The organism is Agrobacterium sp. NPDC089420 (assembly GCF_044900305.1).
Lineage (GTDB): Bacteria > Pseudomonadota > Alphaproteobacteria > Rhizobiales > Rhizobiaceae > Agrobacterium.
In genome coordinates, this window is record NZ_JBJDMY010000023.1 from 1 (window position 1) to 24253 (window position 24253).

22 protein-coding genes and 2 pseudogenes are annotated in these 24253 nt (G+C 55.4%); 7 read left to right on the forward strand and 17 right to left on the reverse strand.

Annotated features, from left to right (window positions below; translation table 11 throughout):
- Window positions 1-126: 126 nt before the first annotated feature.
- A pseudogene (locus tag ACI2KA_RS24000) lies at window positions 127-725 on the reverse strand (DDE-type integrase/transposase/recombinase); the annotation flags it as partial.
- A gap of 63 nt (window positions 726-788) precedes the next feature.
- Window positions 789-842 (reverse strand): annotated as a pseudogene (locus tag ACI2KA_RS24005) (hypothetical protein); the annotation flags it as partial.
- Between the two features lie 229 nt (window positions 843-1071).
- Between ACI2KA_RS24005 and ACI2KA_RS24010 the strand changes: the two are divergent.
- From ACI2KA_RS24010 to ACI2KA_RS24035, 6 genes are all read left to right on the forward strand, one after another.
- Window positions 1072-2634, forward strand: coding sequence for an ABC transporter substrate-binding protein (locus ACI2KA_RS24010; protein WP_404504958.1), 1563 nt, complete (start codon window positions 1072-1074; stop codon window positions 2632-2634).
- A gap of 185 nt (window positions 2635-2819) precedes the next feature.
- Entirely contained in the window at window positions 2820-3791 is a 972-nt protein-coding gene (locus ACI2KA_RS24015; RefSeq protein ID WP_404504959.1) for an ABC transporter permease, read from the forward strand.
- A gap of 1 nt (window position 3792) precedes the next feature.
- On the forward strand, window positions 3793-4692 hold the full coding sequence (locus tag ACI2KA_RS24020; RefSeq protein ID WP_404504960.1) for an ABC transporter permease: 900 nt from the start codon (window positions 3793-3795) through the stop codon (window positions 4690-4692).
- Complete coding sequence (locus ACI2KA_RS24025) at window positions 4689-5663, forward strand: ABC transporter ATP-binding protein (RefSeq protein WP_404504961.1); 975 nt, start codon at window positions 4689-4691, stop codon at window positions 5661-5663. The genes ACI2KA_RS24020 and ACI2KA_RS24025 overlap by 4 nt, the downstream gene beginning before the upstream one ends.
- The gene (locus tag ACI2KA_RS24030; protein ID WP_404504962.1) at window positions 5660-6649 is read left to right on the forward strand and encodes an ABC transporter ATP-binding protein; all 990 of its coding nucleotides are present in this window, start codon (window positions 5660-5662) and stop codon (window positions 6647-6649) included. Before ACI2KA_RS24025 ends, ACI2KA_RS24030 begins: the two co-directional genes overlap by 4 nt.
- A gap of 41 nt (window positions 6650-6690) precedes the next feature.
- Complete coding sequence (locus ACI2KA_RS24035) at window positions 6691-7770, forward strand: serine hydrolase domain-containing protein (protein WP_404504963.1); 1080 nt, start codon at window positions 6691-6693, stop codon at window positions 7768-7770.
- Between the two features lie 27 nt (window positions 7771-7797).
- Here ACI2KA_RS24035 and ACI2KA_RS24040 read toward each other — a convergent pair whose 3' ends face one another.
- The 5 genes from ACI2KA_RS24040 to ACI2KA_RS24060 all read right to left on the reverse strand — a co-directional run bounded on the left by ACI2KA_RS24040 (window position 7798) and on the right by ACI2KA_RS24060 (window position 13042).
- Complete coding sequence (locus ACI2KA_RS24040; protein ID WP_404504964.1) at window positions 7798-8748, reverse strand: LysR family transcriptional regulator; 951 nt, start codon at window positions 8746-8748, stop codon at window positions 7798-7800.
- 569 nt (window positions 8749-9317) lie between these two features.
- A complete protein-coding gene (locus ACI2KA_RS24045) occupies window positions 9318-10094 on the reverse strand; it encodes an ABC transporter permease (RefSeq protein WP_404504965.1) in 777 nt (258 codons plus the stop codon).
- The gene (locus tag ACI2KA_RS24050) at window positions 10081-10902 is read right to left on the reverse strand and encodes an ABC transporter ATP-binding protein (RefSeq protein WP_404504966.1); all 822 of its coding nucleotides are present in this window, start codon (window positions 10900-10902) and stop codon (window positions 10081-10083) included. The genes ACI2KA_RS24045 and ACI2KA_RS24050 overlap by 14 nt, the downstream gene beginning before the upstream one ends.
- Before the next feature lie 10 nt (window positions 10903-10912).
- Window positions 10913-11914 carry an ABC transporter substrate-binding protein gene (locus ACI2KA_RS24055; protein ID WP_404504967.1) on the reverse strand — a complete coding sequence of 334 codons (1002 nt, stop codon included), beginning with the start codon at window positions 11912-11914 and terminating at the stop codon, window positions 10913-10915.
- Between the two features lie 45 nt (window positions 11915-11959).
- On the reverse strand, window positions 11960-13042 hold the full coding sequence (locus ACI2KA_RS24060) for a 4-oxalomesaconate tautomerase (protein WP_404504968.1): 1083 nt from the start codon (window positions 13040-13042) through the stop codon (window positions 11960-11962).
- A 108-nt stretch (window positions 13043-13150) separates the two neighbouring features.
- Here ACI2KA_RS24060 and ACI2KA_RS24065 point away from each other — a divergent pair, with 108 nt between their 5' ends.
- Window positions 13151-14047: a LysR family transcriptional regulator gene (locus ACI2KA_RS24065; RefSeq protein ID WP_404504969.1), complete on the forward strand. Its 897-nt coding sequence runs from the start codon at window positions 13151-13153 to the stop codon at window positions 14045-14047.
- Window positions 14048-14260: 213 nt separating this feature from the next.
- Here the strand turns inward: ACI2KA_RS24065 and ACI2KA_RS24070 are convergent, their stop codons facing one another.
- The 10 genes from ACI2KA_RS24070 to ACI2KA_RS24115 all read right to left on the reverse strand — a co-directional run bounded on the left by ACI2KA_RS24070 (window position 14261) and on the right by ACI2KA_RS24115 (window position 24130).
- Complete coding sequence (locus ACI2KA_RS24070) at window positions 14261-14548, reverse strand: transposase (RefSeq protein ID WP_404504970.1); 288 nt, start codon at window positions 14546-14548, stop codon at window positions 14261-14263.
- A gap of 102 nt (window positions 14549-14650) precedes the next feature.
- Entirely contained in the window at window positions 14651-14806 is a 156-nt protein-coding gene (locus tag ACI2KA_RS24075; RefSeq protein ID WP_404504971.1) for an ATP-binding cassette domain-containing protein, read from the reverse strand.
- 79 nt (window positions 14807-14885) lie between these two features.
- Complete coding sequence (locus ACI2KA_RS24080; protein ID WP_404504972.1) at window positions 14886-16619, reverse strand: phytoene desaturase family protein; 1734 nt, start codon at window positions 16617-16619, stop codon at window positions 14886-14888.
- 107 nt (window positions 16620-16726) lie between these two features.
- Window positions 16727-17161 (reverse strand): hypothetical protein, encoded by a 435-nt coding sequence (locus tag ACI2KA_RS24085; RefSeq protein WP_404504973.1) that lies wholly within the window; start codon window positions 17159-17161, stop codon window positions 16727-16729.
- 82 nt (window positions 17162-17243) lie between these two features.
- Window positions 17244-18206 carry a carbohydrate ABC transporter permease gene (locus tag ACI2KA_RS24090; RefSeq protein ID WP_404504974.1) on the reverse strand — a complete coding sequence of 321 codons (963 nt, stop codon included), beginning with the start codon at window positions 18204-18206 and terminating at the stop codon, window positions 17244-17246.
- Window positions 18203-19063, reverse strand: a complete 861-nt coding sequence (locus ACI2KA_RS24095) for a carbohydrate ABC transporter permease (protein WP_404504975.1) — start codon at window positions 19061-19063, stop codon at window positions 18203-18205. The genes ACI2KA_RS24090 and ACI2KA_RS24095 overlap by 4 nt, the downstream gene beginning before the upstream one ends.
- A gap of 59 nt (window positions 19064-19122) precedes the next feature.
- Entirely contained in the window at window positions 19123-20475 is a 1353-nt protein-coding gene (locus ACI2KA_RS24100; protein ID WP_404504976.1) for an ABC transporter substrate-binding protein, read from the reverse strand.
- Window positions 20476-20627: 152 nt separating this feature from the next.
- Window positions 20628-21665 (reverse strand): ABC transporter ATP-binding protein, encoded by a 1038-nt coding sequence (locus ACI2KA_RS24105; RefSeq protein WP_404504977.1) that lies wholly within the window; start codon window positions 21663-21665, stop codon window positions 20628-20630.
- Window positions 21666-21722: 57 nt separating this feature from the next.
- Window positions 21723-23069, reverse strand: a complete 1347-nt coding sequence (locus ACI2KA_RS24110) for an aspartate aminotransferase family protein (protein WP_404504978.1) — start codon at window positions 23067-23069, stop codon at window positions 21723-21725.
- Entirely contained in the window at window positions 23066-24130 is a 1065-nt protein-coding gene (locus tag ACI2KA_RS24115) for a phosphotransferase (RefSeq protein ID WP_404504979.1), read from the reverse strand. The genes ACI2KA_RS24110 and ACI2KA_RS24115 overlap by 4 nt, the downstream gene beginning before the upstream one ends.
- Window positions 24131-24253 lie beyond the last annotated feature (123 nt).

Consider the following 24253-nt stretch of genomic DNA (forward strand, 5'->3'; position numbering starts at 1 on the left):
CCCTGATCGCATCGCAAACCTCCGGTTTGCACCAGAGATTCAGATTCATCGCGTTTTGGGAAGGCCAAAGAGTCGAGATCAGCGAGGCGGCGTATAATGCCACTGGGCCTTATGATCATTCGACTAGGCAAGAATGGCGTTCGAGGTGAACTCCGTGCCGTGGTCAGAGACGATCATGCCGGGTTGCCACGCCTCTCGATGAGGGTCGTCAGTTCTCGCGCTACGCGACGCCCGGAGGTGTCGGGGATGGCGGCCAGGCACTTGCGCGTCACATCGTCGACGACATTGAGAACGCGGAAGCGCCCGCTGCAGGCGAACGGGTCATGCACGAAATCCAGAAACCAGCGGGCATTGGCCTTCGCCTCGACGAGGATCGGTGCACGCGTGCCGACGGGTTTTCCGCTTGTGAACGGAAAGTCCTTCCTCGCGATAGAGCCGGTAGATGCGATTGATCCCGGACGATTCTCCGTCCCGTCGGAGGAGGACGAACGGTCGCCGATAGCCGAAACGCCGCCGCTCATTGGCGCAGCTTCGCCCGCAATCCTACCTCCGGCGGTCCACTTGACCGATAACGGATCGTCTTGCGGTCGGTGGATATGATCGGGCGGGCCCGTCGGTCCGAGAGGCCCATCACGGCCTTCAGATGCGCAACGGCGTCACGCTTGGCGGCAGGCCCTACCATTTCTTGAAAGAAGCTCGCGAAGTGCGGCTGTATCCAGCATCCTGTTCAAGCACGTTCCCATCAGGCGTTCTGCGGTGACAGGCTTTGCCTCGAAACCAACAGCGCCTAAATGGTCGATCACCGGCGAAGCGAAAATCTGCCCGGTGATAACTGTTGTCATGAAGACTGCAGTGCCGCGATGTAAATCACTCTGGCAACACACAGATAGCACTTATTGGTTCCTCGGATAGAAACGGGTGTAAAGTCCCGCGTATCGTTATTCACCCTACGAATGACGCGCCATAAAAACATTCATTTGATAAATCGTTTGAGCCTTCCAATAATCACCGTATTGCTGCTGGCAGAGAACCAATGGCCTGCAAGGTCATAAGCATAAAAAAGGGAACGAGATGAAATTGAGAGCTTTTCTGTTCTGTCTGGCAAGTACCGCCAGCTTGATTGCCTGTCCTGTTGTCGCAAAGGATCTTATCATAGGTCTCAGCGGAACGGTAACGTCTATCGATCCACACTTCTATAATGCTTCCCCCAATAACAGCATTGCCATGCAGATATTCGACAGACTGACGGAGCGCACGGCTGAGGGGCAATTGGTCGAAGGCTTGGCGCGCAAGTGGGAAGCAGTATCGGAAACAAAGTGGCGTTTTACGTTGCGCGAGGGCGTGAAATGGCACGATGGTAAACCTTTCACTTCCGATGATGTCGTGTTTACGCTCAGTCGCGCTGGTAGTGTGCCGAACAGCCCGGGCGGCTTCGGCGGCTTCGTGAGAAACATCGTGAGTGTCGAAGCCGATGGAGATATGGCGGTCATCATCAATACGAAGACGCCCGCACCAACCCTTCCGGGAGATGTTGCCAATATTGCCATTGTGTCGCGCCACGCAGGCGAGGGCGCCGATACAGTGGATTACAATTCCGGTAAGGCTGCTATCGGTACCGGAGCATTTCGTTTTTCCACATTCAAGCAGGGTATTGAGGTTGCACTCGAGCGCAATCCCGACTGGTGGGGGAAGAAAGTTGTCTGGGATCATGCAACATACCGCATGATCTCCAGCGCCAGCGCGCGTACAACCGCAATTCTGGCGGGTGATGTCGACATAATCGATGCTCCCGCAGCAACCGACATCCCGCGCTTCATATCCACCGAAAGCCTCAAATTGGTCAGCACCCCTGGCCTGCGCGTAATCTATCTGGCACCTTCCGCTTCCGGTGATGCCTGGAAGGCCAATGTGAAGGGCGCAAACGGAGAAATGCTGGAGGCAAATCCCCTTGCCGATCTGCGTGTGCGTAATGCGCTCTCGGTGGCGATCAATCGAGAGGGCATCGTCGACAAGATCATGGAAGGCACCGCCACCGCTTCGGGACAATGGCTCCCGAAGGGAGCCTTCTCATATTCTCCCGATATTCAGCCACCCAAGCAGGAACCTGCTACCGCAAAGAAGATGCTTGCTGATGCAGGGTTCCCCAATGGTTTCCAACTCATCGTTCACGTTCCTAATGATCGCTACCCCAATGCGCCCGCCGTCGTGCAGGCCGTTGCCCAGATGTGGACGAGAATTGGCGTGAAAACCAATGTGGAGGCTCTTCCGTGGACGACCTTTTCGTCGCGCAAATCGGAATTCGCCATGAAGCTTCTTGGGCTCGGCAATGCTACTTATGATGCGAGCTCGATGCTGGTCAACGTCCTAGGCACCGTCGATCCGAAGCGCGGACTGGGGGCTGCCAACGACAGCGGATACTCCAACCCAAGGCTTGACGATCTCGTCGCCAAGGCAATGACAATTTACGATGACAAGGCGCGTGAGGCGGCGCTTATCAATGCGGTGAAGATCGCTGTGAATGACGGAGCGATTATCCCTCTTTATCAGCAGAGCAATGCATGGGTTGCTCGCAAAGGACTGTCATATGCACCGCGCATCGACGAGCGCACGTTGGCCAAGGATATCTCTGAGTAAGACAAAGACTTGAGTGGCTGGTGGCCCTGTCGCCAGCCTGCGCTTCCTCCAGCAGATCACGTCGCAGAACCGGATTCTTGGCGCGTTGGCGTGGAACTATCGGCTACAAATGCAACATGTGAGATGTCGCGCGCCGGCGCGCGCGACACAGCAGTCGTCCATCTCATCAATAGCAAGAGGGCATCATGACCCTATGGATTATACAGCGCCTGCTGCAAGCGATCTTGGTCGCTTTGGCAATGGCTCTGATCGTGTTCATCGGCCTTCACCTGATCGGCAGTCCGATAGAGACGCTGCTTCCTGCAGAAGCAACTCACGAAGATCGCCTCAGACTGATTGCCGATTTTGGTCTCGACCGGCCTCTTTACGAACAGTTCTTCCTGTTCCTGAAAGGTATTCTTCAGGGCAACCTCGGAACGAGCTATGTCTATAAGGAACCCGCCGTCGAACTGATACTTTCGCGCCTGCCCGCAACGCTGGAGCTTGCCTTTGCTGCTGTCCTGCTTTCGCTCATCGTTGGTGTGCCGCTTGGCCTCGCCGCCGGGTGGAAACCGGAAAGTCCCTTCGCCCGGATGATCATGATCGGTTCGATCTTCGGCTTCAGCCTACCAATCTTCTGGATCGCAATCCTTTTGATCATGACCTTCAGCGTCCAGTTCGGCTGGTTGCCAAGTTCAGGGCGGGGCACGACCAAAAGCATCTTTGGTGTGCCGTGGTCCTTCATCACGCTGGATGGCCTCCGCCACATGCTTCTGCCGGCCGTCAGTCTATCTCTTTTCAATATCTCCGTGGTCACGCGGCTCACCGAGGCTGGCGTCCGCGAAGCAATGTCCAGCGAGTATGTGAAATTCGCCAGAGCAAAAGGCCTCACACCGCAGCGCATTCTCGGCGTCCACGTTCTCAAAAACGTCATGATCCCGGTCGTCACGGTGGTTGGCCTCGATATCGGCCAGACGATCGCGTTTTCCATCGTAACCGAAACCATCTTTGCGTGGCCTGGTGTGGGCAAGATCATCATCGACAGTATCGCTGCGCTCGACCGCCCTGTGATTGTGGCTTATCTCATGCTGGTGGTCATCATGTTCGTCATTATCAATCTTGTCGTGGATGTCACCTACCGCCTGCTCGATCCACGCATCCGCCTTCAGGGAGAGTGACGTGCGCGCCATTTTGAGCCCACCCAAATTCTGGTCCGGCCTGCAATTCCTACGGCAGTTTTCCCGCTCGTCACTGGCGGTTTTCGGGCTGATAACAATCATATTGATCGTTCTCTTGGCGATCTTTGCGCCGTTACTATCACCACAAAATCCTTACGACCTCATGCAACTGGACATCATGGACGGACGCATGGCACCGGGAACCGAGTCCTCTGTCGGGTTTACCTTCCTTTTCGGCTCTGACGATCAGGGCCGCGATATGCTCTCGGCCATTCTGTATGGGCTAAGAATTAGCCTCATTGTCGGGATGGGTTCCGCCGCTTTCGCTTTCCTGATCGGAACCGCTTTCGGGCTGATTGCTGCCTATGCCGGAGGCAGGATCGAGACCGTAATGATGCGCATTGTCGACCTCCAACTCTCCTTTCCGACCATTCTTTCAGCGCTTCTGATCCTGGCACTTCTCGGAAAAAGCGTGGGTAATGTCGTCTTCGCCATCGTCCTCGTGGAATGGGCAACGTATGCCCGCACGGCCCGCGGCGCAGCCCTGACGGAACTTCGCCGAGAATATGTGGAGGCAGCCAGATTGCTGCGCATGTCGCATCGGAACATTTTGTTCCGCCAACTCCTCCCGAACTGTCTTTCTCCTCTGGTCGTACTCCTGACGATGCAGGTCGCGCGCGCGATCACGCTGGAAGCTACGTTGAGTTTCCTCGGGCTTGGCGTACCGGTGACGGAACCCTCGCTCGGGCTTCTGATCTCCAGCGGCTACGAGTTCATGCTCTCGGGCACGTACTGGATTGCTCTCTTTCCTGGAATAGCGCTGCTTGTGACGATTTTCGCAATAAATCTGGTCGGTGACCGGTTGCGTCAATTGCTAGATCCGAAGGCTGCACAGAAATGACCGCTATACTTGAAATCAAATGCTTGAAGGCCGAAGTTATGAGCGATCGGGGCCGCATTACCCTCATCGACGATATCAATCTGAACCTCGCCGCCGGTGAAGTCATGGGACTTGTCGGTGAATCCGGGTCGGGAAAATCCGTGACCGGCCTGTCCATTATGGGATTGATAGAAAAGCCGGTACAGGTCACGGGTGGACAAATTCTTTTCAAGGGACAGGATCTGCGGACGCTCCCCCAAAAAGAGATGAGATCCATCCGCGGCAACCGCATCGCCATGATCTTTCAGGATCCAATGTCCACGCTCAATCCCGTGCTGCGTATCGATACGCAGATGATGGAAGTGGTGCACACTCACGAGGCCGTAAGCAAACAGACTGCGCGGGAGCGTGCACGAGACGCCTTGGGTATGGTTGGAATTCCCAGTCCTGAAGAGAGGTTGAGCGCCTATCCGCATCAGTTTTCCGGCGGCATGCGGCAGCGTGTGGCGATTGCTATTGCTCTTATGATGTCACCCGATCTCATCATTGCCGATGAGCCGACGACCGCGCTCGACGTGACGATCCAGGCGCAGATTCTTTCCATCGTACAGAAACTTGCCCGCGAAAAAGGGACCGCCTTGATTTGGGTCACCCATGATCTCTCGGTCGTTGCAGGCTTGTCTGAAAAGCTCTCCGTCATGTATGCGGGCCGCATCGTAGAGCAAGGATCGACCGCGGCTCTACTCCGACGCCCGCTACATCCCTACACAAACGGGCTGATTGCAAGCCTACCTGCTCATAACAGGCGAGGTTCCAGGCTCAAGCAGATAACCGGCACGACCCCGTCGTTCGCCAACATGCCAAAAGGATGCGCGTTTCATTCTCGCTGTTCCTTCGCAACGGATATCTGTCTCAGTTCTCCGTCGCTGGAGTTGATGGAAGGCCGCCTTCTTCGCTGTTTTCACCCCGTCATCGAAGGCGCGTCATCATGAGCAATCGATTGGAAGTTCGCAATGTCAGCAAGTGCTTCAGCCGCAAATCCGGCATGGTTGAACGTGGTGCAGAGTTTATTGGCCTGAAAGCTCCCAATCCCATAGTCCGTGCACTGGACGACGTGAGCTTATCCGTTGCTGAAGGTGAAGTGGTCGGTATCGTTGGAGAATCCGGTTGTGGTAAATCGACACTCGGCCGGGTCATTGCGGGCCTCCTGCAAGCCTCCGAAGGCTCGGTTCTCCTCCGGGGGAAACGGCTGGAGGACATGTCCGGAAAAGAGGCAGAGGATGCTGGGCTAAAAGTCCAGATGATTTTCCAGGACCCGTCTTCGTCTCTCAATCCCCGACAGCGTGTGCGCGACATCATCGGCGCCGCCCCACTTCATCACGGAATGACTACAGTACACGAACTCGATGATTATGTTAGCCAGCAGATGGTCCGGTCGGGCCTCGACCCTTCGATGGCAAATCGTTTTCCACACCAGTTTAGTGGCGGCCAGCGCCAGCGTATCGGGATTGCCCGCGCTCTGGCCGTTCAGCCGGATGTGCTGATTTGCGATGAGTCCGTTGCGGCTCTCGACGTTTCGATCCAGGCACAGATTCTCAATCTGTTTCTCGATCTGAGAGAGCAGCTTGATCTCACCTATCTATTCATCAGCCACGACCTCTCCGTTGTCGAGCATATTTCCGATCGCGTTGTCGTCATGTATCTGGGACGTGTCGTTGAAGAGGCACCCGTCGGCGAACTATTTTCCAATCCAAACCATCCCTATACCCGAGCGCTTCTTCAGGAGAGGCCAAGTCTCGATCTTGCTCAACGGCAATTTTCGGCGATTGAGGGAGAAATACCCAGTCCACTTTCGCCTCCCTCGGGATGTCATTTCCATCCTCGGTGCCCAATGGCAATGGAACTGTGTCGGGTCGAACGCCCGGAACTTCGTTCCCTTGGCTTAAAACACAAGAGCGCCTGCCACCTGAACGATTGAGCCTCCCGCAATCGATATCTTTAACCTTAGAAGGATGCATTATGCCTGTTTCAGCACCACTGGGCCATTTGTCCCAACCCGCCAGTAATGAATTTCCCGCACGGGACTGGGCAACGGTCGAATTCCCTGAAGTACATGGCCTTTCTGCCGATGTGCATGCGAAGGTTGACGCCATACTCGATGGCCTGCCGACGACATCCTTTATGGTGGTCTTGCGAGGGCGAGTTCTTTATAGCTACGGTGACACATCCGAGGTGAGCTACCTCGCTTCGACAAGAAAAAGCATTCTCTCGATGCTTATGGGCAAGGCTGTTGCCGAAGGGAAGATCGACCTCGACCTGACCATGGCGGATCTGAATATCGATGAGGATCACAGTCTTCTCCCTATCGAAAAGACAGCGACGTTACGCAATCTTCTAATCAGCAGCTCGGGTGTCTACCATCAACCGGGAAGTCCTGGCAGCAATACGAAGAACATCCCGGAACGCGGTTCAAAAAAGCCTGGGGCATACTTTCACTATAATAATTGGGATTTCAACGTCCTCGGTGCCGTCTTCGAACAGCTGACTGGCCGCAGCGTCTTTAAAGCTTTCGAGGAAGATTTTGCAGGCCCGATGGAAATGCAGGATTTCGATCCGGCGCGCCAACGTATGATGGGATACGAAGGAACATCGCGCTACCTAGCATACCACTTTTTCCTTTCCGCGCGAGACATGGCACGGCTGGGGCTGGCGATGGTGCGAGAGGGGCGTTGGCGGGATGAGGAGATCGTACCGGCCGAGTGGGTTTCGGAGAGCACGCAGATTCGCGTACCAGCGGATAAGTTGAACGAAAGCGAAAGGTCTCGGATCGCCGGTTACAGTTATCTCTGGTGGATTCCGGTTGTGACAAATGACACACCGGAGTGGAAAGGTGCCTGCGTTGCCTCTGGCCATTTCGGACAGTTTATCCTGTGCCTGCCCGCGCTCGATATGGTCTTCGTCAACAGACGGGCGATCCCGGACGAGCTCGCCATTGCGCGTAATGACGGTAGCTTCAAGGAAGAGCTTCCTGCCGTCACGATGGAGGATTTCCTAAGTGTTGCCGATCAGTTCATTAAGGCGAAACTGAATGCGCACTGAGCGATGTTCTGTGGGCCGACGTCTTTTCTAGGGGCGGTCTTCAGTAAAACATGCAGAGATTTGTTTGCGTAGCCAAAGGCTTGCTGGATCGTGTTCCTTTTCGGCAAGCCAGATCATGCTGGTGGATTGCTTTTCTTCGGCGAAAGGCGATTCCAGTATCAGCAGTTCGCGCGAACGTTCAAAAAGCTTCGCGACACTTTCGGGCATGATGGCAACGAGATCGCTGCGCGCAACGATGGCGACCGCAGCGGAAAAATGCGGAACGACAGCCACCACTCTGCGCTCCAGTCCCATAGCATCCAACCGCTCGTCAATCCAACCACGGCGGCTCGGCGCCGAGGTCACTTTAACATGCCCGAGGGATAGCAAGGCATCGAGAGTGAGAGCTTTCTTTGCTGCTGGGTTTTGCGCCGACATAATGCAGACCCTTCTCTCGGTGAAGAGGGAGGTACAGCGATAGCGGGCGGGGAAATTATCCGCCGTCATAACTGCGACATCGATGGCACCCTCATCGAGATGCTCCTGTACCACCGGAAGAAAGTTTCTATTATTGGCAACCCCCGTACGCGGCATGTGGATGACTTCCAGAACGCAATGTTCGGCTTTGGATCGAACACGTTCTACGAGACGTGGCATCAGGACGACCGAGAAATAATCGTTCATGCCAATTCTAAAGGTGCGATGAGATGTTGTCGGTTCGAAAGTGAGCCGTGATAACATGACGGATTCTGTGTCCTCAATAATGCGCCTTACGGCAGGAAATATCTCGGTACAAAATTGCGTCATGACGAAGCCGCCAGAGGTCTTTTTGAACAATTCGTCGCCAGTTATTGCGCGCACGCGCTTCAAAGCGTGGCTCATGGCAGGCTGCGAAAGGCCAATATACGCACCGGCGGCGGTCATGTTTCCCTTCACAACCAGCGCGTAGATCACTTTGAGAAGATTGAGGTCGATGGCTCCCAATTGAAACCGCTGCATAGTAAATCCTGTCCGCCTCGGTAAAACTCTACGGTAATCACACTGACATGGATCCCGTCTCGAAAAATAGAAGTCTGCTTCCTCACGAGTAATAAACAAGTGACACCGGCCGCAAAAAGGAGTGCAAGTCCGTACCCGGTCATCCCTTTTTCCGGATTGACAGTTCCGCTGGCAAAATGGGGTCGGGGAGGAATGCCCAGGTAACCAGCTTCTCTAAGGCGTTGGAGCGGGATTGCAGGCGAAAACCGTGTGCAGTTTTCGCCTGCAATCCCGCTCCAACTTTATGATGTAGATTGGTATTCAGATTTCAGGTCCGATCGGACCTGAAATCGTCCTGGGCTGGCAACGCTCCTCGTGGCGAAATGTAGATAAAAACAAGTATTATGTGAATGTAAATAGTCGAAGTATTATTGCGTCAGGTGCATAAACTATATCTCGTATCATGATCTCAGACAGTTCGGCGGCCTCTATCTGTAGAGGTTGCGAGCGTGTGCTTCGCGAGGGCAAAATGCGCAACAAAAAAGGGCGGTCCGAAAACCGCCCCAAGCTATTGCCGGTATTCCGTCTGTTTATGCGGAACGCTCTTCATTCGCATTCGGCCGCCAGGTGATGAGTTTTTTCTCGGCGACATCAAGGATAAGGTCGATGATCAAAACGAAGACGGCAAGGATGATGATACCGGCAAACACGCCAACTGCATCGAAGTTGCCTTCAGAACGGGCAATCAGGTAACCGAGGCCTGCCGAAGCCCCCAGATATTCGCCGATGATCGCGCCCACCACTGCGAAGCCGACAGAGGTGCGCAGCGACGACAGGATCCAGCTCGCGGCAGCCGGGAAGTAGACGTGCCGCAACAGGTCGGAGCGCTTGGCACCGAGAATGCGGGCATTCGACAGAACAACGGGGTTCACTTCGCGCACGCCCTGCATGGCGTTGAAGAAGGTAACGAAGAACACCAGAGTAACGGCGAGCGCAACCTTGGACCACAGGCCGAGGCCAAGCCAGAGAACAAAGATAGGAGCCAGAACCACACGCGGAATGGCGTTCACGGCCTTGATGAATGGGTCGAGAACACGGGCGACAAATGGGCTGAGCCCTAGCCAGACGCCCGCGCCGACGCCGAGACCCGTACCAATGAGATAACCAAGCACTGTTTCACTGAGGGTGATGCCGACATGTTTGTAAAAACCGGCATCGGCAACCCAGTTGATCACCTGCTTGACGATGTCAAAAGGCGCCGGGAAGAAGAAGCGGTCGATCGCGCCGGTTGAAACGCCTAGCTGCCATCCGCCAAGGAATACGACCAGGAGTAAGACCTGGATGATGCGAACATTAATGGCTTGCATAGCTTTTCTCCACCTCGCCGCGCAGGGATGCCCAGATGTCGCGGTACAGAGTCATGAATTTCGGATCGAGTTTGATCTCCGCGACGTTGCGGGGCCGTTCCAGATCGACAGGGAAGCTTTCGATAACGCGACTTTTCGGACCGGCCGCGAGAACGACGACGCGGTCTCCGAGCGCGATTGCCTCTTCAAGATCATGCGTGATCATGACCACGGCGCGGCGGTCCTCCTGCCACAGCCGCAGCAGTTCGTTCTGCATCAGATGGCGGGTATGGATATCCAGTGCGGAGAAGGGTTCGTCCATCAGGATGACCTTTGGCTCGGTGATGAGCGCCTGCGCCATCTGCACGCGTTTGCGCTGTCCGCCCGAAAGCTGGTGCGGAAAACGGTTCTCGAAACCTTTCAGGCCGACCTTTTCGAGCCAGGCCAGAACCTTTACACGCCGTTCGTCTTCGGTAACGCCCCGGAACAACAAGCCAAGCTCGACGTTCTGATAAGCTGTCTTCCAGGGAAGAAGTGCATCCTGCTGGAAGAGGTACCCAATATTGTTCTGCACGCCCTGAACGGTTGCGTCATCAATGCTGACCGACCCTTTGGCAGGTTTCAACAGTCCTGCAATCGCATTGAGAATGGTCGATTTACCGCAGCCGGTCGGTCCGACGATAGAGAGAAACTCTCCATCGCCGACCTTGAGGTTCACGTCCTGGACGGCAACGAACGAACCAAAAGCCATGGTTACATTGTCGATTACCACCATTGATTTAGGTTCGGATTGTGCCACAGGCGTTAACTTTCTAACTGACGAAGACATGGATCGGCTTTCAGTTTGCGGCCTTCGAGGCGGCGGCCTCGACGAACTTGTTGGTATAGGTCGAGTTGAGATCGATCGTTGCTTTCGCGACCGCTTCGTTGAAGCTCTTGAGGACCGCCAGGGGCGTTTCCAGATCGGCGGGTACGAACTTCCCGTCTTCAGAGAAGATCGCCTTGGCGGCTTCGACAGCCTTGATGTAAGTCTGCTTGTCGCCCGACACGAAATCATCGGGAAGCTTTGCGACGATTTCTTCCGCGGAATGCTGCTTCATCCAGTGCAGCGCCCGGACCGTGGCATTGGTCACTTTCTGGATCACTTCGGGATTGGCATTGATGTAGTCCTGCGTCGCGTAAAGGACCGATGTCGGATAAATGCCGCCATAAACATCCTTGGCGCCCTGATCGCTTCGCGCGTCGATGAGGATCTTGCCTAAGCCTCGCTCGACGACAATCGTGGCTGCGGGATCGTAGTTGACGAGCAGATCGATTTTTCCCTGCTGTAGAGCGGCAACGGCCGCAGCACCTGAACCGACACCGATGATGGAGATGTCGTTATCACTGAGGTTGTGTTCCTTCAGGTAGTAGCGGATGAAGAAATCGGAGGATGAGCCGGGAGATGTGATGCCAACCTTCTTGCCCTTGATGGTTTCGGGCTTCGCCGGATCGAAGTCTGTGTCGTTCTTTCCGGCAAGCACCAGGCCCGAGTTGCGGGCAAGCATGACGAAGCCGACGACGTGCTTGTTCTGCGACTGCATCTGGATCGTGTGATCGTAGAAACCGACGGCGACGTCGGTGGAGCCGGCAACCAGCGCCTGCAGCACCTTCGATCCGCCCTGGGCAAAGTTCTCGGTGGTTACATCGAGACCTTCGTCCTTATAGAAGCCGAGGCTGGCTGCCACGGGAAAGGGCAGGTTGTTGAGGTTGTATGAGCCTACGCTCATTCTGACGGATTCGGCATTCGCAGATGCTGCCAGCGCACAGAGCGCCGCGGTTGCAAGCAGGTATTTACGCATGAGGGTCTCCTCCCTGTTTCATGTTTTGTGTCAATATGGCTATATTTAAGCTGCGTCTTCAATCGCAGCGGTCGGCTTGGCGAAGGCGAAGCCTTCGAAAAGTCTGCGCGCCGTTCTGACAAGCCCGGCGGTTATTGCTCCATCCCGCATTTCCAGCTGCACGTCGAGACGGCCGGCGGGGTGTTCGATGCGGATCTGGGTCGGCACGGAAAGGCGGCCTGCCAAATCGTAGGCAACCGAGCCTTCGGTCACGGCCGCGGTCGCGATGCCGACGGCGCCGGTCGTCGCCAGTGCGGGATGACATTCATTCGGCATGAAGTATCGTACCGAAAGAGTGCCGCCCCTGCGGGCGGGCGCGACGAGCACGGGCTTTGGAATGACCATGTCCGTGACATCACCCATGCCCATCAGCTTGCCGGCCTGAATGCGGATGCGTGTCATGCGCTCGATGAGATCGCTCTTGGCGGTGAGCGCCTGCGGGTCCTCATAGCCGGTCAGGCCTAGATCTACCGCGCGCATCAGCACCATCGGAATGGCGCAATCGATGGCCGTCACCTTCACGCCGTCGATCATGTCTACGGCTTTGCCTGTCGGCAGCAACCTGCCGGTTTTTGCGCCCGCAGCATCCATGAACGTCAAGGCGATCGGCGCTGCGAGGCCCGGCACACCATCGATCGAAGCGTCGCCGAGATAGATAACTTCGCGGCCGCGTGTCGGAACCTTCGCCTCGATCAGCTTGCCGGTATTGACGTTGTGAATGCGCACCAGCGTGTCGCTGCCATGGGCCTCGACAAGCCCGGCCTCGATCGCGAAGGGGCCGACGGCAGCGAGCATATTTCCGCAATTGGGCGAATAGTCGACATATTGCCTGTCGGTGCGGACCTGCGCGAAAAGATAGTCGATATCCGCACCCTTGACCGTGGAAGGGCCAATGATCGCCACTTTCGATGTGACCGGATTGCCGCCGCCGATGCCATCGATCTGCAACGGATGGCCGGACCCCATGATGGAGAGGAGGGCCGCGTCCCGTTCGGCTTGATCGTGGGGAAGATCGGATGCGAGAAAGAACGGTCCACGCGATGTTCCGCCGCGCATCAGCACACAGGGTATCTTGAGTAGATCGTTCATGGGAGGAAGCCTCAATCTTGCATTTGGTGGATCAATGCGCTGCGTTGTTGCAATATGGGGAAAAAAGTATAATCTGTTAAATGCAATGTTCGGAGGTTTTATTGCGATATGAGCATCAATTGCGAAATTCTTGATTTGCGGGCTTTTCAAGCAGTGGTTGAATTGGAGAGCTTTCACAGAGCGGCTGATGCGCTGCATATCTCGCAACCGGCACTCACCCGGCGTATCCAGAAACTGGAGCAGGCCATCGGTGCGCCGCTTCTCGAAAGGACCACACGCCATGTCGCTCCAACGGCGATGGGCCAGGAGGTCATGCCGCTTGTCCGGCGCATGCTGGAGGAATTTGACGGATCGCTTTTTGCAATGAAGGACGGTGCGCAGCGGCGCGGCCTTATTACCATGGCATGTGTTCCGACTGCGGCATTCTACTTTCTACCCACCGTCATCAAGACATTCAGCCAGCAATATCCGCATATTCGGCTGCGTATCAGGGACCTGACGGCAAACGAGGGCTTGCAGGCGGTTGCCCGTGGCGAGGTGGAGTTCGGAATTAACCTGATGGGAAATTCCGATCCCGATCTGGCGTTCGAGCCGCTGATCGATGACCCATTTGTGCTGGCGATGAGGAAAGACCATCCTCTGGCGGCGTTCGAAACGATCCAGTGGGATCAATTGGAGCCACACCCTCTGGTGGTTGTCGATCGCTCCAGCGGCAACAGGACGCTTCTTGATGGCGCGCTTGCGCGACACAATCTGAAGCTGAACTGGTTTTACGAAGTGACACACCTCAACACGTCACTCGGTCTCGTGGAAGCTGGGCTGGGGATTTCGGTGCTGCCACGATTGGCCACCCCACAGGATGACCACCCTTTCCTTGTTACGCGACCGATCGTCAATCCCGTGGTCTCCCGAACGATCGGTATCGTGCAGAGGCGCAGCAGCGCGTTGTCTCCGGCTGCGGAAAAATTCGTGGAAATGCTGTTGAAGACCTGGAAAACACCCTGAATACCAACGCCATGCTAAAAATGATGGTGCGGACTATCCTTCGCATCGGCTTGAAGGATGTATATTGTGGTGACGCAAATCGCTGTAAGTGGAATGGTTGCTGTCGATCGGTAATAGCAAGTGCTTTCTGGGAGATCGATCACTTTGCACCTCTGCCTGAAGGAGTAGGCCGCGGGCCGGTGACGAAGGAGGATTTCTCGTTGCTGCCGACGATCAGTTGGTGCGGTGTTTTTTAACAAGATCTAGCTCCATTGTAAGCTGGCCGAGCTTGCGTTCGAGTGCTGCGATCTGCGCATCATATTCGGCGATGGTGCTCGCCCCAGCCTCGCCATCGTTCAGCTCGCCACGATCGAACTGCGTTTGCCACAACTGGATGAGGTTGGCCGAAACACCGTAGGTACGCTGTGCATCACGACGTCCGATGACCCCGTTTCTGATATCCTGGCAAAGTTGCCATTTGAACGGCGTCGAATGCCGTCGATATGGACCTCGGGACTTCATGAGCCTTCTCCGATTGAGGCCCGCAGAGTGTAGCAGTTTTTCCCTGTCCCGTGGTCCAGCTCGAGGGGTTCACTCCGGCGCCGGGCCATTTCTCAGTGGCAATCAACAGCTATCCGAAAGACTGACCGTTCGGGCGATTGGCTCATCGAAATGCAAAAGAGGCGGGTTCATGGCCAGCGCACGGGCAATCGCCAGATGTTGGCTCTGGCCACTGGAAAGTCGGCTCGGGGAGCGCGTGCGCTTTGCCAAACAGGCCAACTTTTTCCGGCAGCTTCAAAACGAAAACTCAATTCTGCCAAAATAGCGCTGGAATTATGGAGCAGCGGATCGTTGCGCTCTATTTTGTTTTGTTCATTCTCTCCGTAAATTTTCGGAATACAGAGTTCCGTGCGATCGTGTAGCCAAGTTTTCGACCCAGGCCCGTACTCATCACGAGCTTCGTCAGCGACGAACTACGCATAACGGCGTCTTCCCGGATAAGGCGCTCGTCATGACGCCCTTGCCGGTCGGCAATGATACGTTTTGCCGAATTGTGACCCGGAGCACCTGAAACTCCACCACCGGGATGGCTCCCCGAACCACAAAGATAATATCCCTGTATGGGAGTGCGATAGTGTGCTGCTTCCTCTATTGGCCGTTTGTCGAAATTGTTCTCGGTACCGATCATCGACGAATGGAAGATGTTGCCTCCGGTGATATTGTAGACCCGCTCGAGATCAAGCGGCGTAATGATATGGCGGCCGAGAATTCTGCCACGCAGGTTGGGCGCATAGCGGAAGTATGCTTCAAGAACCTTATCGGCCCATTCGTCCTTGCGACTATCCCAGTCGCCCTCTGCGAGATCGAACGGCAGCTGCTGCACACCGAGCGATATCGTGTGATGTCCGGGTGTATCGACCAGACCGGGATGCGTCACGGAAGGTATCAGGGCCTCAATCACGAAATCGTCCGGGAAGTCACCCTTCTTTTGGGCCTCCCAAGCCTTTTCGTAAAGGGCTGGGCTCGCTCCCATGATGACGAGTCCCTGATGTTGCGGTCCTATTTTGCCCGGAGCAAGGCCCACATAGTCTGGCAGCGTGTCGACGAGAAGATGAATGCGGGCCATGGAACCACGGACATCGATCTGAGATGCCTTCTGCTCAACCGCCAGCGGCAAAACACCGGCATCGAGAAAACCTTCCAGTGAGCGCTTGGGATCGGCGTTGGAAATGACCAGATCTGCCTCGATCACTTCGCCGGAGACCAGCTCCACACCAATTACCTTGCTGTCCTGAACAATGACTTTACGAACTGGCGATCCTGTCCTGACAGAGCCGCCATGCGCTTCCAGTCCCTTTGCAAGCGCACCGGAAATCATGCCCATCCCGCCTTGCGGGAGGCCGTATTGACCATAGTTGCCTTCGAACTCGCCCTGGGCGTGGTAGCCGTAAACATAGGCGGTGCCGGGCGTACGGGGACCGCCCCAGGTTGAAACCATCCCCATGAACATCATGAAGCCACGGAGGCGATCGCTTTCAAAATATCGTGACAACAGATCCTCAGCGGAAATCAGGACGAACTCGTTAAACAGCTCGCTCTCTCCTGCTTGCTCAAAGACCTCGCTAAGCTCCTCGACAGAAGGTGGGTCGCTCATCAAAAGCGCCCCGGTCAATTCGCCAAAGCGCCTCAATCGCGTTCCAAAGCGCATGAAATTCGCACCGTCACGCGCGTTGTGCTTCTCGATAGACTTCAGGGTACGGTCGATATCGCGCCATAGCATAACATGGTCGCCGTCTTCCCACAGGCCCATTTCCAGCATGTCAGGCGCGATCGATACCAGGCCAAACTTCTTTAACTCCAGATCCTCGACAACTTCGCGTCGCAACATCATCTGGATATATGAACAGGATGAGAATGTGCCCCCGGGCACGAGCTCTTCGCTGACGCAGGCCCCACCGATCACGTCACGCGCTTCAACAACAAGAACGCGAAGGCCTTCCCTTGCCAGATAATTTGCACAAACCAAACCGTTGTGACCCGCTCCAATCACAATGGCGTCTGTTTTCAATCTGCTTGTGGATTCGGTAGTCATGTCAAGCGGTCCCTTCCATAGTGGCACTCACGCCAATCAGGTTCATTAAATTCTTTGTAACAGCCGCGCACGCGCTTTGCTCAAGATTGAGCACGGGTTCTCTATTTTCAGGGTAGAAGTATGCGGTAAACTTGATGATCGACGAAGGTACCGTCTGGATAACCGACAAAATTGCCTGTGACGACGCCGGTTGCGCCTTCGAATTCGCCTCCACCCTCCCTGATATGCCAGGTGATCGAGCCGATTTCTTTTCCTTCGTCCGCCGGGACCACTATTCCGGTTTCGGGGGTGAATACGTCCAGGTAGCTATCGATTTCCGGAAAAAGGACGCGACCGGCCTCCACGGTCCTGCCGTTTCTTGCCATCACGACGGTTTCGAAGCGAGCTTTTCCGCACGGGCTTGAGAGCTGACCGTCTTGGGCGACACCCGGCAGCTCAGCCGTTGCGATCACGCCATCGGCGGCTGAGGATACAAATCCCTGTGCATGGCCGATCTGCTCTCCCTTGCCGGAAAAAACGATCAGCATTGTTTTCATGCGCATTTTATATTTCCTTTCATAATTTAAAATCAGCCTGCACTCGATGAGAGGCGTTTTTAAAAGCATTTCCGGATGCAAAATCGCCTTAGACCGTATGCAACGCAGCTCGCTGTCGCCCCGAGAGGTTTTCAACGTATCGGTACGCGATCAGATAAAGTCCCGTCAGAACCCCCATCATCAGAAGAATGAGGCCGCCCACCGCTGCTGCCCGGTCGAAGCGGTATTCTTGGAACGCCAGCTTGTAGAGATAGGTCGCCAGCACTTCCGAAGATCTGCCGGGGCCACCCTTCGTCATGATCCAGGTCATATCGAAGAACCGGAACGTCCAGAAGAAATCGAGCAAACATGCTGTCAGCATGACCGGGGCAAGGTGGGGAAGGGTGACAAGCCGGAATTTGTCCCAAGCGTCACCTCCATCAACATCCATGGCCTCATAGAGATCATCGGGTATGTTTTGCAGGGCAGCCAGCAAAATCAGTGTCAGGAAGGGATACCAGTTCCATATGCTGGCAATCGTTACTGCCGCCAGTGCGGAGGACGGTTGCCCAAGCCAGTCGATCGCCCAGCTGCCGAGACCGGCGCCGCGAAGCAGGGAGTTCAGGAGCCCGAACTGACCTTGATAGATCAATATCCAGAGGATCGACACAGCGGCCGGCGGGAATAACCAGGGAATAAACTGCAACCCCCTCCAGAAAGACTGCATGCTTTTCGCCGAATTCAATAGAAGTGCGAAGGTCAAGCCGATCAGCAGATGCCCGACAACGGTACCGCCGGTAAAGATGAAACTGTTGATGGTCGATGCCCAGAAAAGCTCGTCTTGGAGAGCCCATTTGTAGTGCGTAAAGCCGACGAAAAACTGCTCCCCGCGTCGAGTCTGAAAAAAGCCGGTGTAGATGCTTGCCACCAACGGGAATATCCCGGTGACAACCAGAAACAGGAATGTCGGACCTACAAAGAAGGCCCATTCCCGGCGGTAAGCTCTGGCGAGCTTCACACGATTTTCGCCGACGGAAACCAGAGGTACATGCGACTGTTGTTCGATTATCATTTCACACCTCCTGCAACCATGCCCTTGATGAAAACACCCTGGAACAAGGCGAAAACGACCAGCAAGGGAAATGCCGATAGGAAACTTGCAGCCATAAGAGCTTCCCAACTGATCGTATAGTGACCAATCAGGAGGTTGAGCGCGACCGTAATCGGGCGCGCATTGAGCGAAGCGGTGAACGTCAATCCGTAAAGGAACTCCTGCCAGGCCATCAGGAACGCGAAGATAAAGGTTGCCAGAATACCACCCCAGCTCAGCGGAAGGGTAATCCGGAAAAAGCATTCCAGAGACGTACATCCGTCGATGCGGGCAGCCTGTTCGATGTCTTCAGGCACCCCGTCGAACATGGACTTCAGGATGAGGGTGCATAACGGTACGGTCAGCGTGGTGTCCAGAAATATCAGTCCGGCCCAGGTATCGACCAGGCCACTGGATTTCAGGAAAGGGAAGTAACTCAGAACCAGAATTTCGACCGGGATGACCTGGGTGAACAGCAGCAGTACGATAAGTGTTCCGGATAGGCCTACTCTATAGCGTGACATGCCATATGCGGCGGGTGCAGCCAAAATAATCGTGAAAAACGCAGTGAGAGCGGAAATCCCGACTGAGTTTCGGAACGGTAAGACCAGTTCTTCTGTCGAGAAAACTTTTAGCAGGTTCTGGAATGTCACGCGTTCGGGAATGATCTGTTTGAAAAGCAGGTCTGCCGGCGTTATAGCTATGATGATCATATAAGCGATGGGCAGCAGCATTATGCCCAGCAAAAGCCCAAGCATAATATAAGTATGGTAGTTGCCACGTATCACGCGGCGGACGGCGGACGGTCTTTTCCGCGATGCAAGACTATCGAAGGTCACGGCGCACTCCTTTCAAACTGTTACGTGGCCCATCGGCCGCGCACGTCCGTCGTCCTTGTCTATCGAGTATAGCGGTCTCCGAGTTCGCCGTAGCTGTCGTCCCATTGCTGGTAGAGGTCCGCCCATTTTGCGGCTACCTTGTCCATTCCCTCTTGGGCCGTCTGTTGTTTGGCAACGACGCCATGAAGTTCGGTTCGGAAAATGTCTACCGCCTGAAGTAACTGTGGGGGCATTTCACTGTAGGTATCGTAGGCGTTCGGGCGCTGGGATTGCTCCAACGCGACCTTCAGCGAGTCGGATGTGCCTACCGTGCCCTTCTGGACCTCATCCCATATTTCTTTCCGGGTGATGAGGAACGGCCATTTGTCGGCGATCGCCTGCTGGGTGTCATGGGCTGCGAGGACCTTAATGAATTCCCAAGCAGCTTTTTTGTCTTTCGCGTTGGTACTGATCGCATAGGTGCTGTCACCGCCCATCAGCATTGCCCCGGTCGTCTTGCCTTTCGGCAGCGGCGAGATGGCCCACTCGAAGGTCGGTTTCAATCCCTCGATCACCGCCGGAACGCCATTCCAGTCCGGCATCATGGCGACACGGCCAGTCGCAAACGAACTCCGCAGCTTCTCAAAGTCGGTCGTCGTGAACGAAGGTACGACACCATGCTTGTTCACGAGATCCACGATGAACTGAACGGTTTCGACCGCTTTTGGCTTGTTGATCTGGAAGTCTCCACCAACGCGGCCAATGCGGGTTTCATTCGCATAGAACATCCAGGCAAGAGCTAGCCAAAGCTCGGGACCGTTGCCATCGAGGCCGAGGCCATACATTTCCGGTGGCTTGTTCAGTTTCTTTGAGAATTCGAGCATCTCGTCGATGGTCTCGGGAGCGCGGTCTGGAAGGCCGGCTTCTTTGAATGCCGTCCTATTCCAGAGGAGGACGTTGGTGAGACCGAGCGAGGGAAGGACGTAGGTCGAACCCTTGTAGCCCGTGTCTGCCCACGGCTCGTAGGCGCCAAGGATATCGTTTCCGGCCGCTTTGTCTGCGTCGATCAGTTCGTCGAGCGGAGCGATCCAGCCTTCCTCGACAAAGCGAGCGAGCTGTGTGGGAACCCAGAGCTCGAACGTGTCCGGCAATGCACCGGCCTGGCCGGAAAGCTCCATTTTCTTGATGTATTCAATAAAGCCGATCTCTTCGACCTGTAAATCGACTTGCGGATTGGCTTTGCGATAATCGTCGAAAACCTTCAGGAAAATTTCCGGCATCTCCGTCGAACGCCAGTTCGAATGTGTAACGACAGTCTTGCCTTGTGCGAACAAGCCTGAAGGCGACGCGGCGGCGGCGAGTGCGATTGCGCTCGATTGCAGGAGGAAGCGGCGCGATATATGCGGAACTGTGAAACGAGGTGTAGTTGTCATAATTCATTCCCCTATCGTTTTCCGATTTTGACTGATCGATCCGTTTTTATTTTAAATGCGGCAATGCTCGGGGACCGGACGCACGTCCCCATAAAACCGTGCGCCCAGTCGCACGGGTCACTGCGTTCTTCCCAAAACCGTTCGCAGATTTGTCAGGCTGCGACAGCAGCACTTGTTTCCAGCCGTTTTCCGGTTGATTTGTCGAACGAGTGAATTTCTTGGAGCGGCACCCGAAATGTCTGACGCTCTCCAATCGTAAACTTGCCGCCAGCCATAGCAGGCACGTCAGCTACGATTTGCACGTCGTCCGCGCCGTCCAGTGTGCCGTAGACGAGCTGAGTAGAGCCCAGTTTTTCTACCCGCCGCACGATGATGTTGACCTCTCTGGTCGCGCCTTTTTCGGATACCAGATCATCGGCGAGGAGTTGCTCTGGACGGAAGCCTTCAAGGACATCGCCACGTGGAACAAGGTTCATCGCGGGTGATCCGACAAATGTTGCAACGAACATGTCGGCCGGACGATTGTAGATTTCATCCGGTGTCCCCACCTGCCGGACGACACCCTCGGACAGGACGGCAATTCGATGTCCCAGAGACATGGCTTCGACCTGATCATGTGTGACATATATCGTGGTTGCTTTGGTTTCCGATTGGAACTGCTGGATTTCCTGTCGAGCTGTTGCCCTCAGCTTCGCGTCGAGGTTGGACAGTGGTTCATCCATCATAAACACGGATGGACTGCGCACCAATGCTCGTGCCAAGGCGACACGCTGGCGCTCGCCACCCGAAAGTTGCTTTGGTTTGCGGTCGAGGTGCCTCTCGATCCTGAACATACGCGCCGCCCAAAGTGTGCGTTCCTCGATCTGCTTGCGGTCCAGCTTCATCTTTCTCAATGGAAATTCGATGTTGGCGCGGACAGTGAGATGCGGGTAAAGCGCGTAGGTCTGGAAGACCATTGCGACATTTCTGTCCTTTGGCGAGAGGTCCGTGACGTCCTTGCCATCGATTCTGATGGCTCCTGACGTCACGGTTTCAATACCGGCAATCATCCGCATCAATGTGGACTTGCCGCAACCTGATGGGCCCAGCAAAACAAGAAATTCGCCATCAGCTACGTCGAGACTGATCCCGTTGACAGCCGCATAATGACCGAAGGACTTTGTGACGTTGCTGATTTGAACGAAGCTCATGCTGTGTCCCCGAATATATGTTGAACGATAGTCACCCCGTGAAAGGTGGCCGGTTTTTTATACGGCGGCCTTCCGCTGGAACTCAGGGCTGCGAATGACGTCCTGGAATGCCTCCAGGAAGATGTCTGCATGTTCTGTCGAAAATGGAAGAGGCGGACGGATCTTCAAAACATTGCCTTCAACACCGCTCGCACTGATCAGGATGTTCCTGTCGCGCAGCTCATTTACAACGAAAAGACCGAGATCCCCGTCCGGCTCTTTGGTCTGGGGATCCTTTACAAAGTCCAGCCCAACAAACAGGCCGGCACCTCGGATGTCGCCGGTTGCAGCCATACCTGCTGTCAGTTCACGAAGACCGGCCTGTAGATAATTGCCGACCTTCACGGAATTATCGGCAAGCCCTTCGTCTTCGATCACGGAGAGCGTGGCGTGGGCGGCGGCGCAGCAAACAGGATTCCCACCAAACGTATTGAAATACCGAGCAGTTGTTGCGAATTCGCCCAGAATTTCCGGACGTGCAACCACCCCTCCGATCGGCAAGCCGTTACCCATCGGTTTACCCATAAGGACGAGGTCGGGTACAATGCCGTGTCGTGCAAATCCCCACATCGGGCCGGTTCGTCCAAATCCAGGCTGGACTTCGTCGGCAATGAACAGGGCGCCTGCCGCGTGGACAGCTTCGAGAGCGGGCTTCAGGAAGCCTGCAGGATCCGCAAAAATGCCATCGGAGGAAAAGATCATGTCGGCGACGAAAGCGGCAGGCTTGAAGCCGTGGCGCGATAGGTCTTCGAAGGCTTCCTTGATGGAGGCAGCGAAGACTTCGGCGACGTTTTCATCCCCGATGCGGTATGCATCCGGGGCCGGAACGGTCCGCACGTCGGGCCAGAGCGCAACGCCGGTGCCGAGGGAAGGAGACATTCGAGCTATCTGCTCGGTGATGCCGTGATACGCATTTTCGGTCACGACTATACCCGTGCCGCCAGTATGGGTTTTGGCAATGCGCATGGCGAGATCGGAAGATTCGCTGCCCGTGCAGGTAAACATGACATTCGAAAGTTCGGACGGGAAATGTCCGAGCAATTTCTCGGCATAGCTCAGTACGACATCGTTGAGATAACGTGTGTGGGTGTTGAGCACGGCCATCTGCCGGGAAACCGCCTCGACCACCCGTGGATGGCAATGGCCGACGGAAGGCACATTGTTGTAGACGTCCAGATAGCGCTGTCCGCGGCCGTCGGTGATCCATACGCCCTCGGCCGAAACGGCATGGACCGGCGTTTCGTAAAAGAGTTTATAGGACGGCGCGAGGACCTTATTGCGCCGTTCGATGAGCTGAAGCGTCTCAGTGTTTAGCCCATCGACTGCACTGGGGTCGAACGCATTAATCATCAGCGGCTTGGTCATGAGGAAGTCTCCTTGTCGCAGACAGCGAAAAACCGATCGACTGCCCAGTTTTTGTCGAGGTCCGTTAAGTGCGATAGGGCGCGCCATGCGTAGCCGGTGTTCTTGAGTATCTGGCTTGCGCGCTCCGGAAGGCGGACTGCACGGAATTCCGTAATGGCGACCGCAATCGCTAGTCTGGTGAGTATGAGGTCCGGCAGGATCGCGATCTCACGCGAATCCAGTGCCGTGACGGCATTGTAGCCTCGCACAACGTCGAGCGCGCCGGAAAGGCCCGGTTCGTCAAGGCGCAACTGATAACATGCGGCTGTAGCGACGTCGTTGATCCGCTGACTTCTCGTTACATCGCCGAAATCGATAATGCCGGTGATCCTTGTCACGTCTTCGGAATGCATAAGAAGGTTGTGCCCATTAAAGTCGTTATGGATCACCTGCATCGGGAGGTCGTGCAGCGTTTCGAGTATATGGTCCTCAAATCGCTGCAAGATCTGGTGGGGCATGTGCCAACGACCGGCGTAGACTTCGGGAAGCAGCGGCCGGACGTTTGCCGCATTCGCGAGGTCCCACACGAGATTGCGGCGATCGGCGGGATGTTTGAAATCAGCGAGGGCGCTTGCCGTTCTTGCAAGGGCATTGCCGATCTCAAATGCCTGCTGGCTGCTTTTTAGAGTGGTGACCTGCGATACGCCGTCAAGAAAAGTCATGAGTTGGACGACACGGTCTTCGCCGCTCTCCATCCTCGCGACCGCCTGTAGGCCGCCCGCAGTGCGGACTATCTTCGGCACCGGCAAGGCGGGATCCTTTTCCGCAATGTGAACACAAGCCTGTGCGCGCAAGTCAGCCAAGGATGGCGACTCCGATGCGCTGTAGATCTTCAACACGAAATGGCGATCGTCATCCGCGACAACTTCCAGAATTTCGTCACGTTCCGACACAAGGCTTCTGACATTTCCGCGGACTTGCCAATGCTGTTCGAGTATCCGTGAGACTTCGTGCTCCCCGACCTGCGAGAAAGTACTATCCCCACCTCCATCAAATCTTTCGAGGAGGTCTTCTTTATGCATTTTTACCTCCTTTTGCTCTGTTGCAGCGGCGTTGAAGCGATTGATGGCCGAAGGCCGACTTCCACCACAACACCCGAGCTGCATATAGGATTGCCCGTACTCTTTTTCGTTGCCTGGACCATG

What these genes read in the sequence shown, in the direction of transcription:
- ACI2KA_RS24010 (WP_404504958.1), top strand. Translation starts at nt 1,072, where the DNA reads ATGAAATTGAGAGCTTTTCTGTTCTGTCTGGCAAGTACCGCCAGCTTG.
- ACI2KA_RS24015 (WP_404504959.1), top strand. Translation starts at nt 2,820, where the DNA reads ATGACCCTATGGATTATACAGCGCCTGCTGCAAGCGATCTTGGTCGCT.
- ACI2KA_RS24025 (WP_404504961.1), top strand. Translation starts at nt 4,689, where the DNA reads ATGACCGCTATACTTGAAATCAAATGCTTGAAGGCCGAAGTTATGAGC.
- ACI2KA_RS24030 (WP_404504962.1), top strand. Translation starts at nt 5,660, where the DNA reads ATGAGCAATCGATTGGAAGTTCGCAATGTCAGCAAGTGCTTCAGCCGC.
- ACI2KA_RS24035 (WP_404504963.1), top strand. Translation starts at nt 6,691, where the DNA reads ATGCCTGTTTCAGCACCACTGGGCCATTTGTCCCAACCCGCCAGTAAT.
- ACI2KA_RS24040 (WP_404504964.1), bottom strand. Translation starts at nt 8,748, where the DNA reads ATGCAGCGGTTTCAATTGGGAGCCATCGACCTCAATCTTCTCAAAGTG.
- ACI2KA_RS24045 (WP_404504965.1), bottom strand. Translation starts at nt 10,094, where the DNA reads ATGCAAGCCATTAATGTTCGCATCATCCAGGTCTTACTCCTGGTCGTA.
- ACI2KA_RS24050 (WP_404504966.1), bottom strand. Translation starts at nt 10,902, where the DNA reads ATGTCTTCGTCAGTTAGAAAGTTAACGCCTGTGGCACAATCCGAACCT.
- ACI2KA_RS24055 (WP_404504967.1), bottom strand. Translation starts at nt 11,914, where the DNA reads ATGCGTAAATACCTGCTTGCAACCGCGGCGCTCTGTGCGCTGGCAGCA.
- ACI2KA_RS24060 (WP_404504968.1), bottom strand. Translation starts at nt 13,042, where the DNA reads ATGAACGATCTACTCAAGATACCCTGTGTGCTGATGCGCGGCGGAACA.
- ACI2KA_RS24065 (WP_404504969.1), top strand. Translation starts at nt 13,151, where the DNA reads ATGAGCATCAATTGCGAAATTCTTGATTTGCGGGCTTTTCAAGCAGTG.
- ACI2KA_RS24070 (WP_404504970.1), bottom strand. Translation starts at nt 14,548, where the DNA reads ATGAAGTCCCGAGGTCCATATCGACGGCATTCGACGCCGTTCAAATGG.
- ACI2KA_RS24080 (WP_404504972.1), bottom strand. Translation starts at nt 16,619, where the DNA reads ATGACTACCGAATCCACAAGCAGATTGAAAACAGACGCCATTGTGATT.
- ACI2KA_RS24085 (WP_404504973.1), bottom strand. Translation starts at nt 17,161, where the DNA reads ATGCGCATGAAAACAATGCTGATCGTTTTTTCCGGCAAGGGAGAGCAG.
- ACI2KA_RS24090 (WP_404504974.1), bottom strand. Translation starts at nt 18,206, where the DNA reads ATGATAATCGAACAACAGTCGCATGTACCTCTGGTTTCCGTCGGCGAA.
- ACI2KA_RS24100 (WP_404504976.1), bottom strand. Translation starts at nt 20,475, where the DNA reads ATGACAACTACACCTCGTTTCACAGTTCCGCATATATCGCGCCGCTTC.
- ACI2KA_RS24105 (WP_404504977.1), bottom strand. Translation starts at nt 21,665, where the DNA reads ATGAGCTTCGTTCAAATCAGCAACGTCACAAAGTCCTTCGGTCATTAT.
- ACI2KA_RS24110 (WP_404504978.1), bottom strand. Translation starts at nt 23,069, where the DNA reads ATGACCAAGCCGCTGATGATTAATGCGTTCGACCCCAGTGCAGTCGAT.
- ACI2KA_RS24115 (WP_404504979.1), bottom strand. Translation starts at nt 24,130, where the DNA reads ATGCATAAAGAAGACCTCCTCGAAAGATTTGATGGAGGTGGGGATAGT.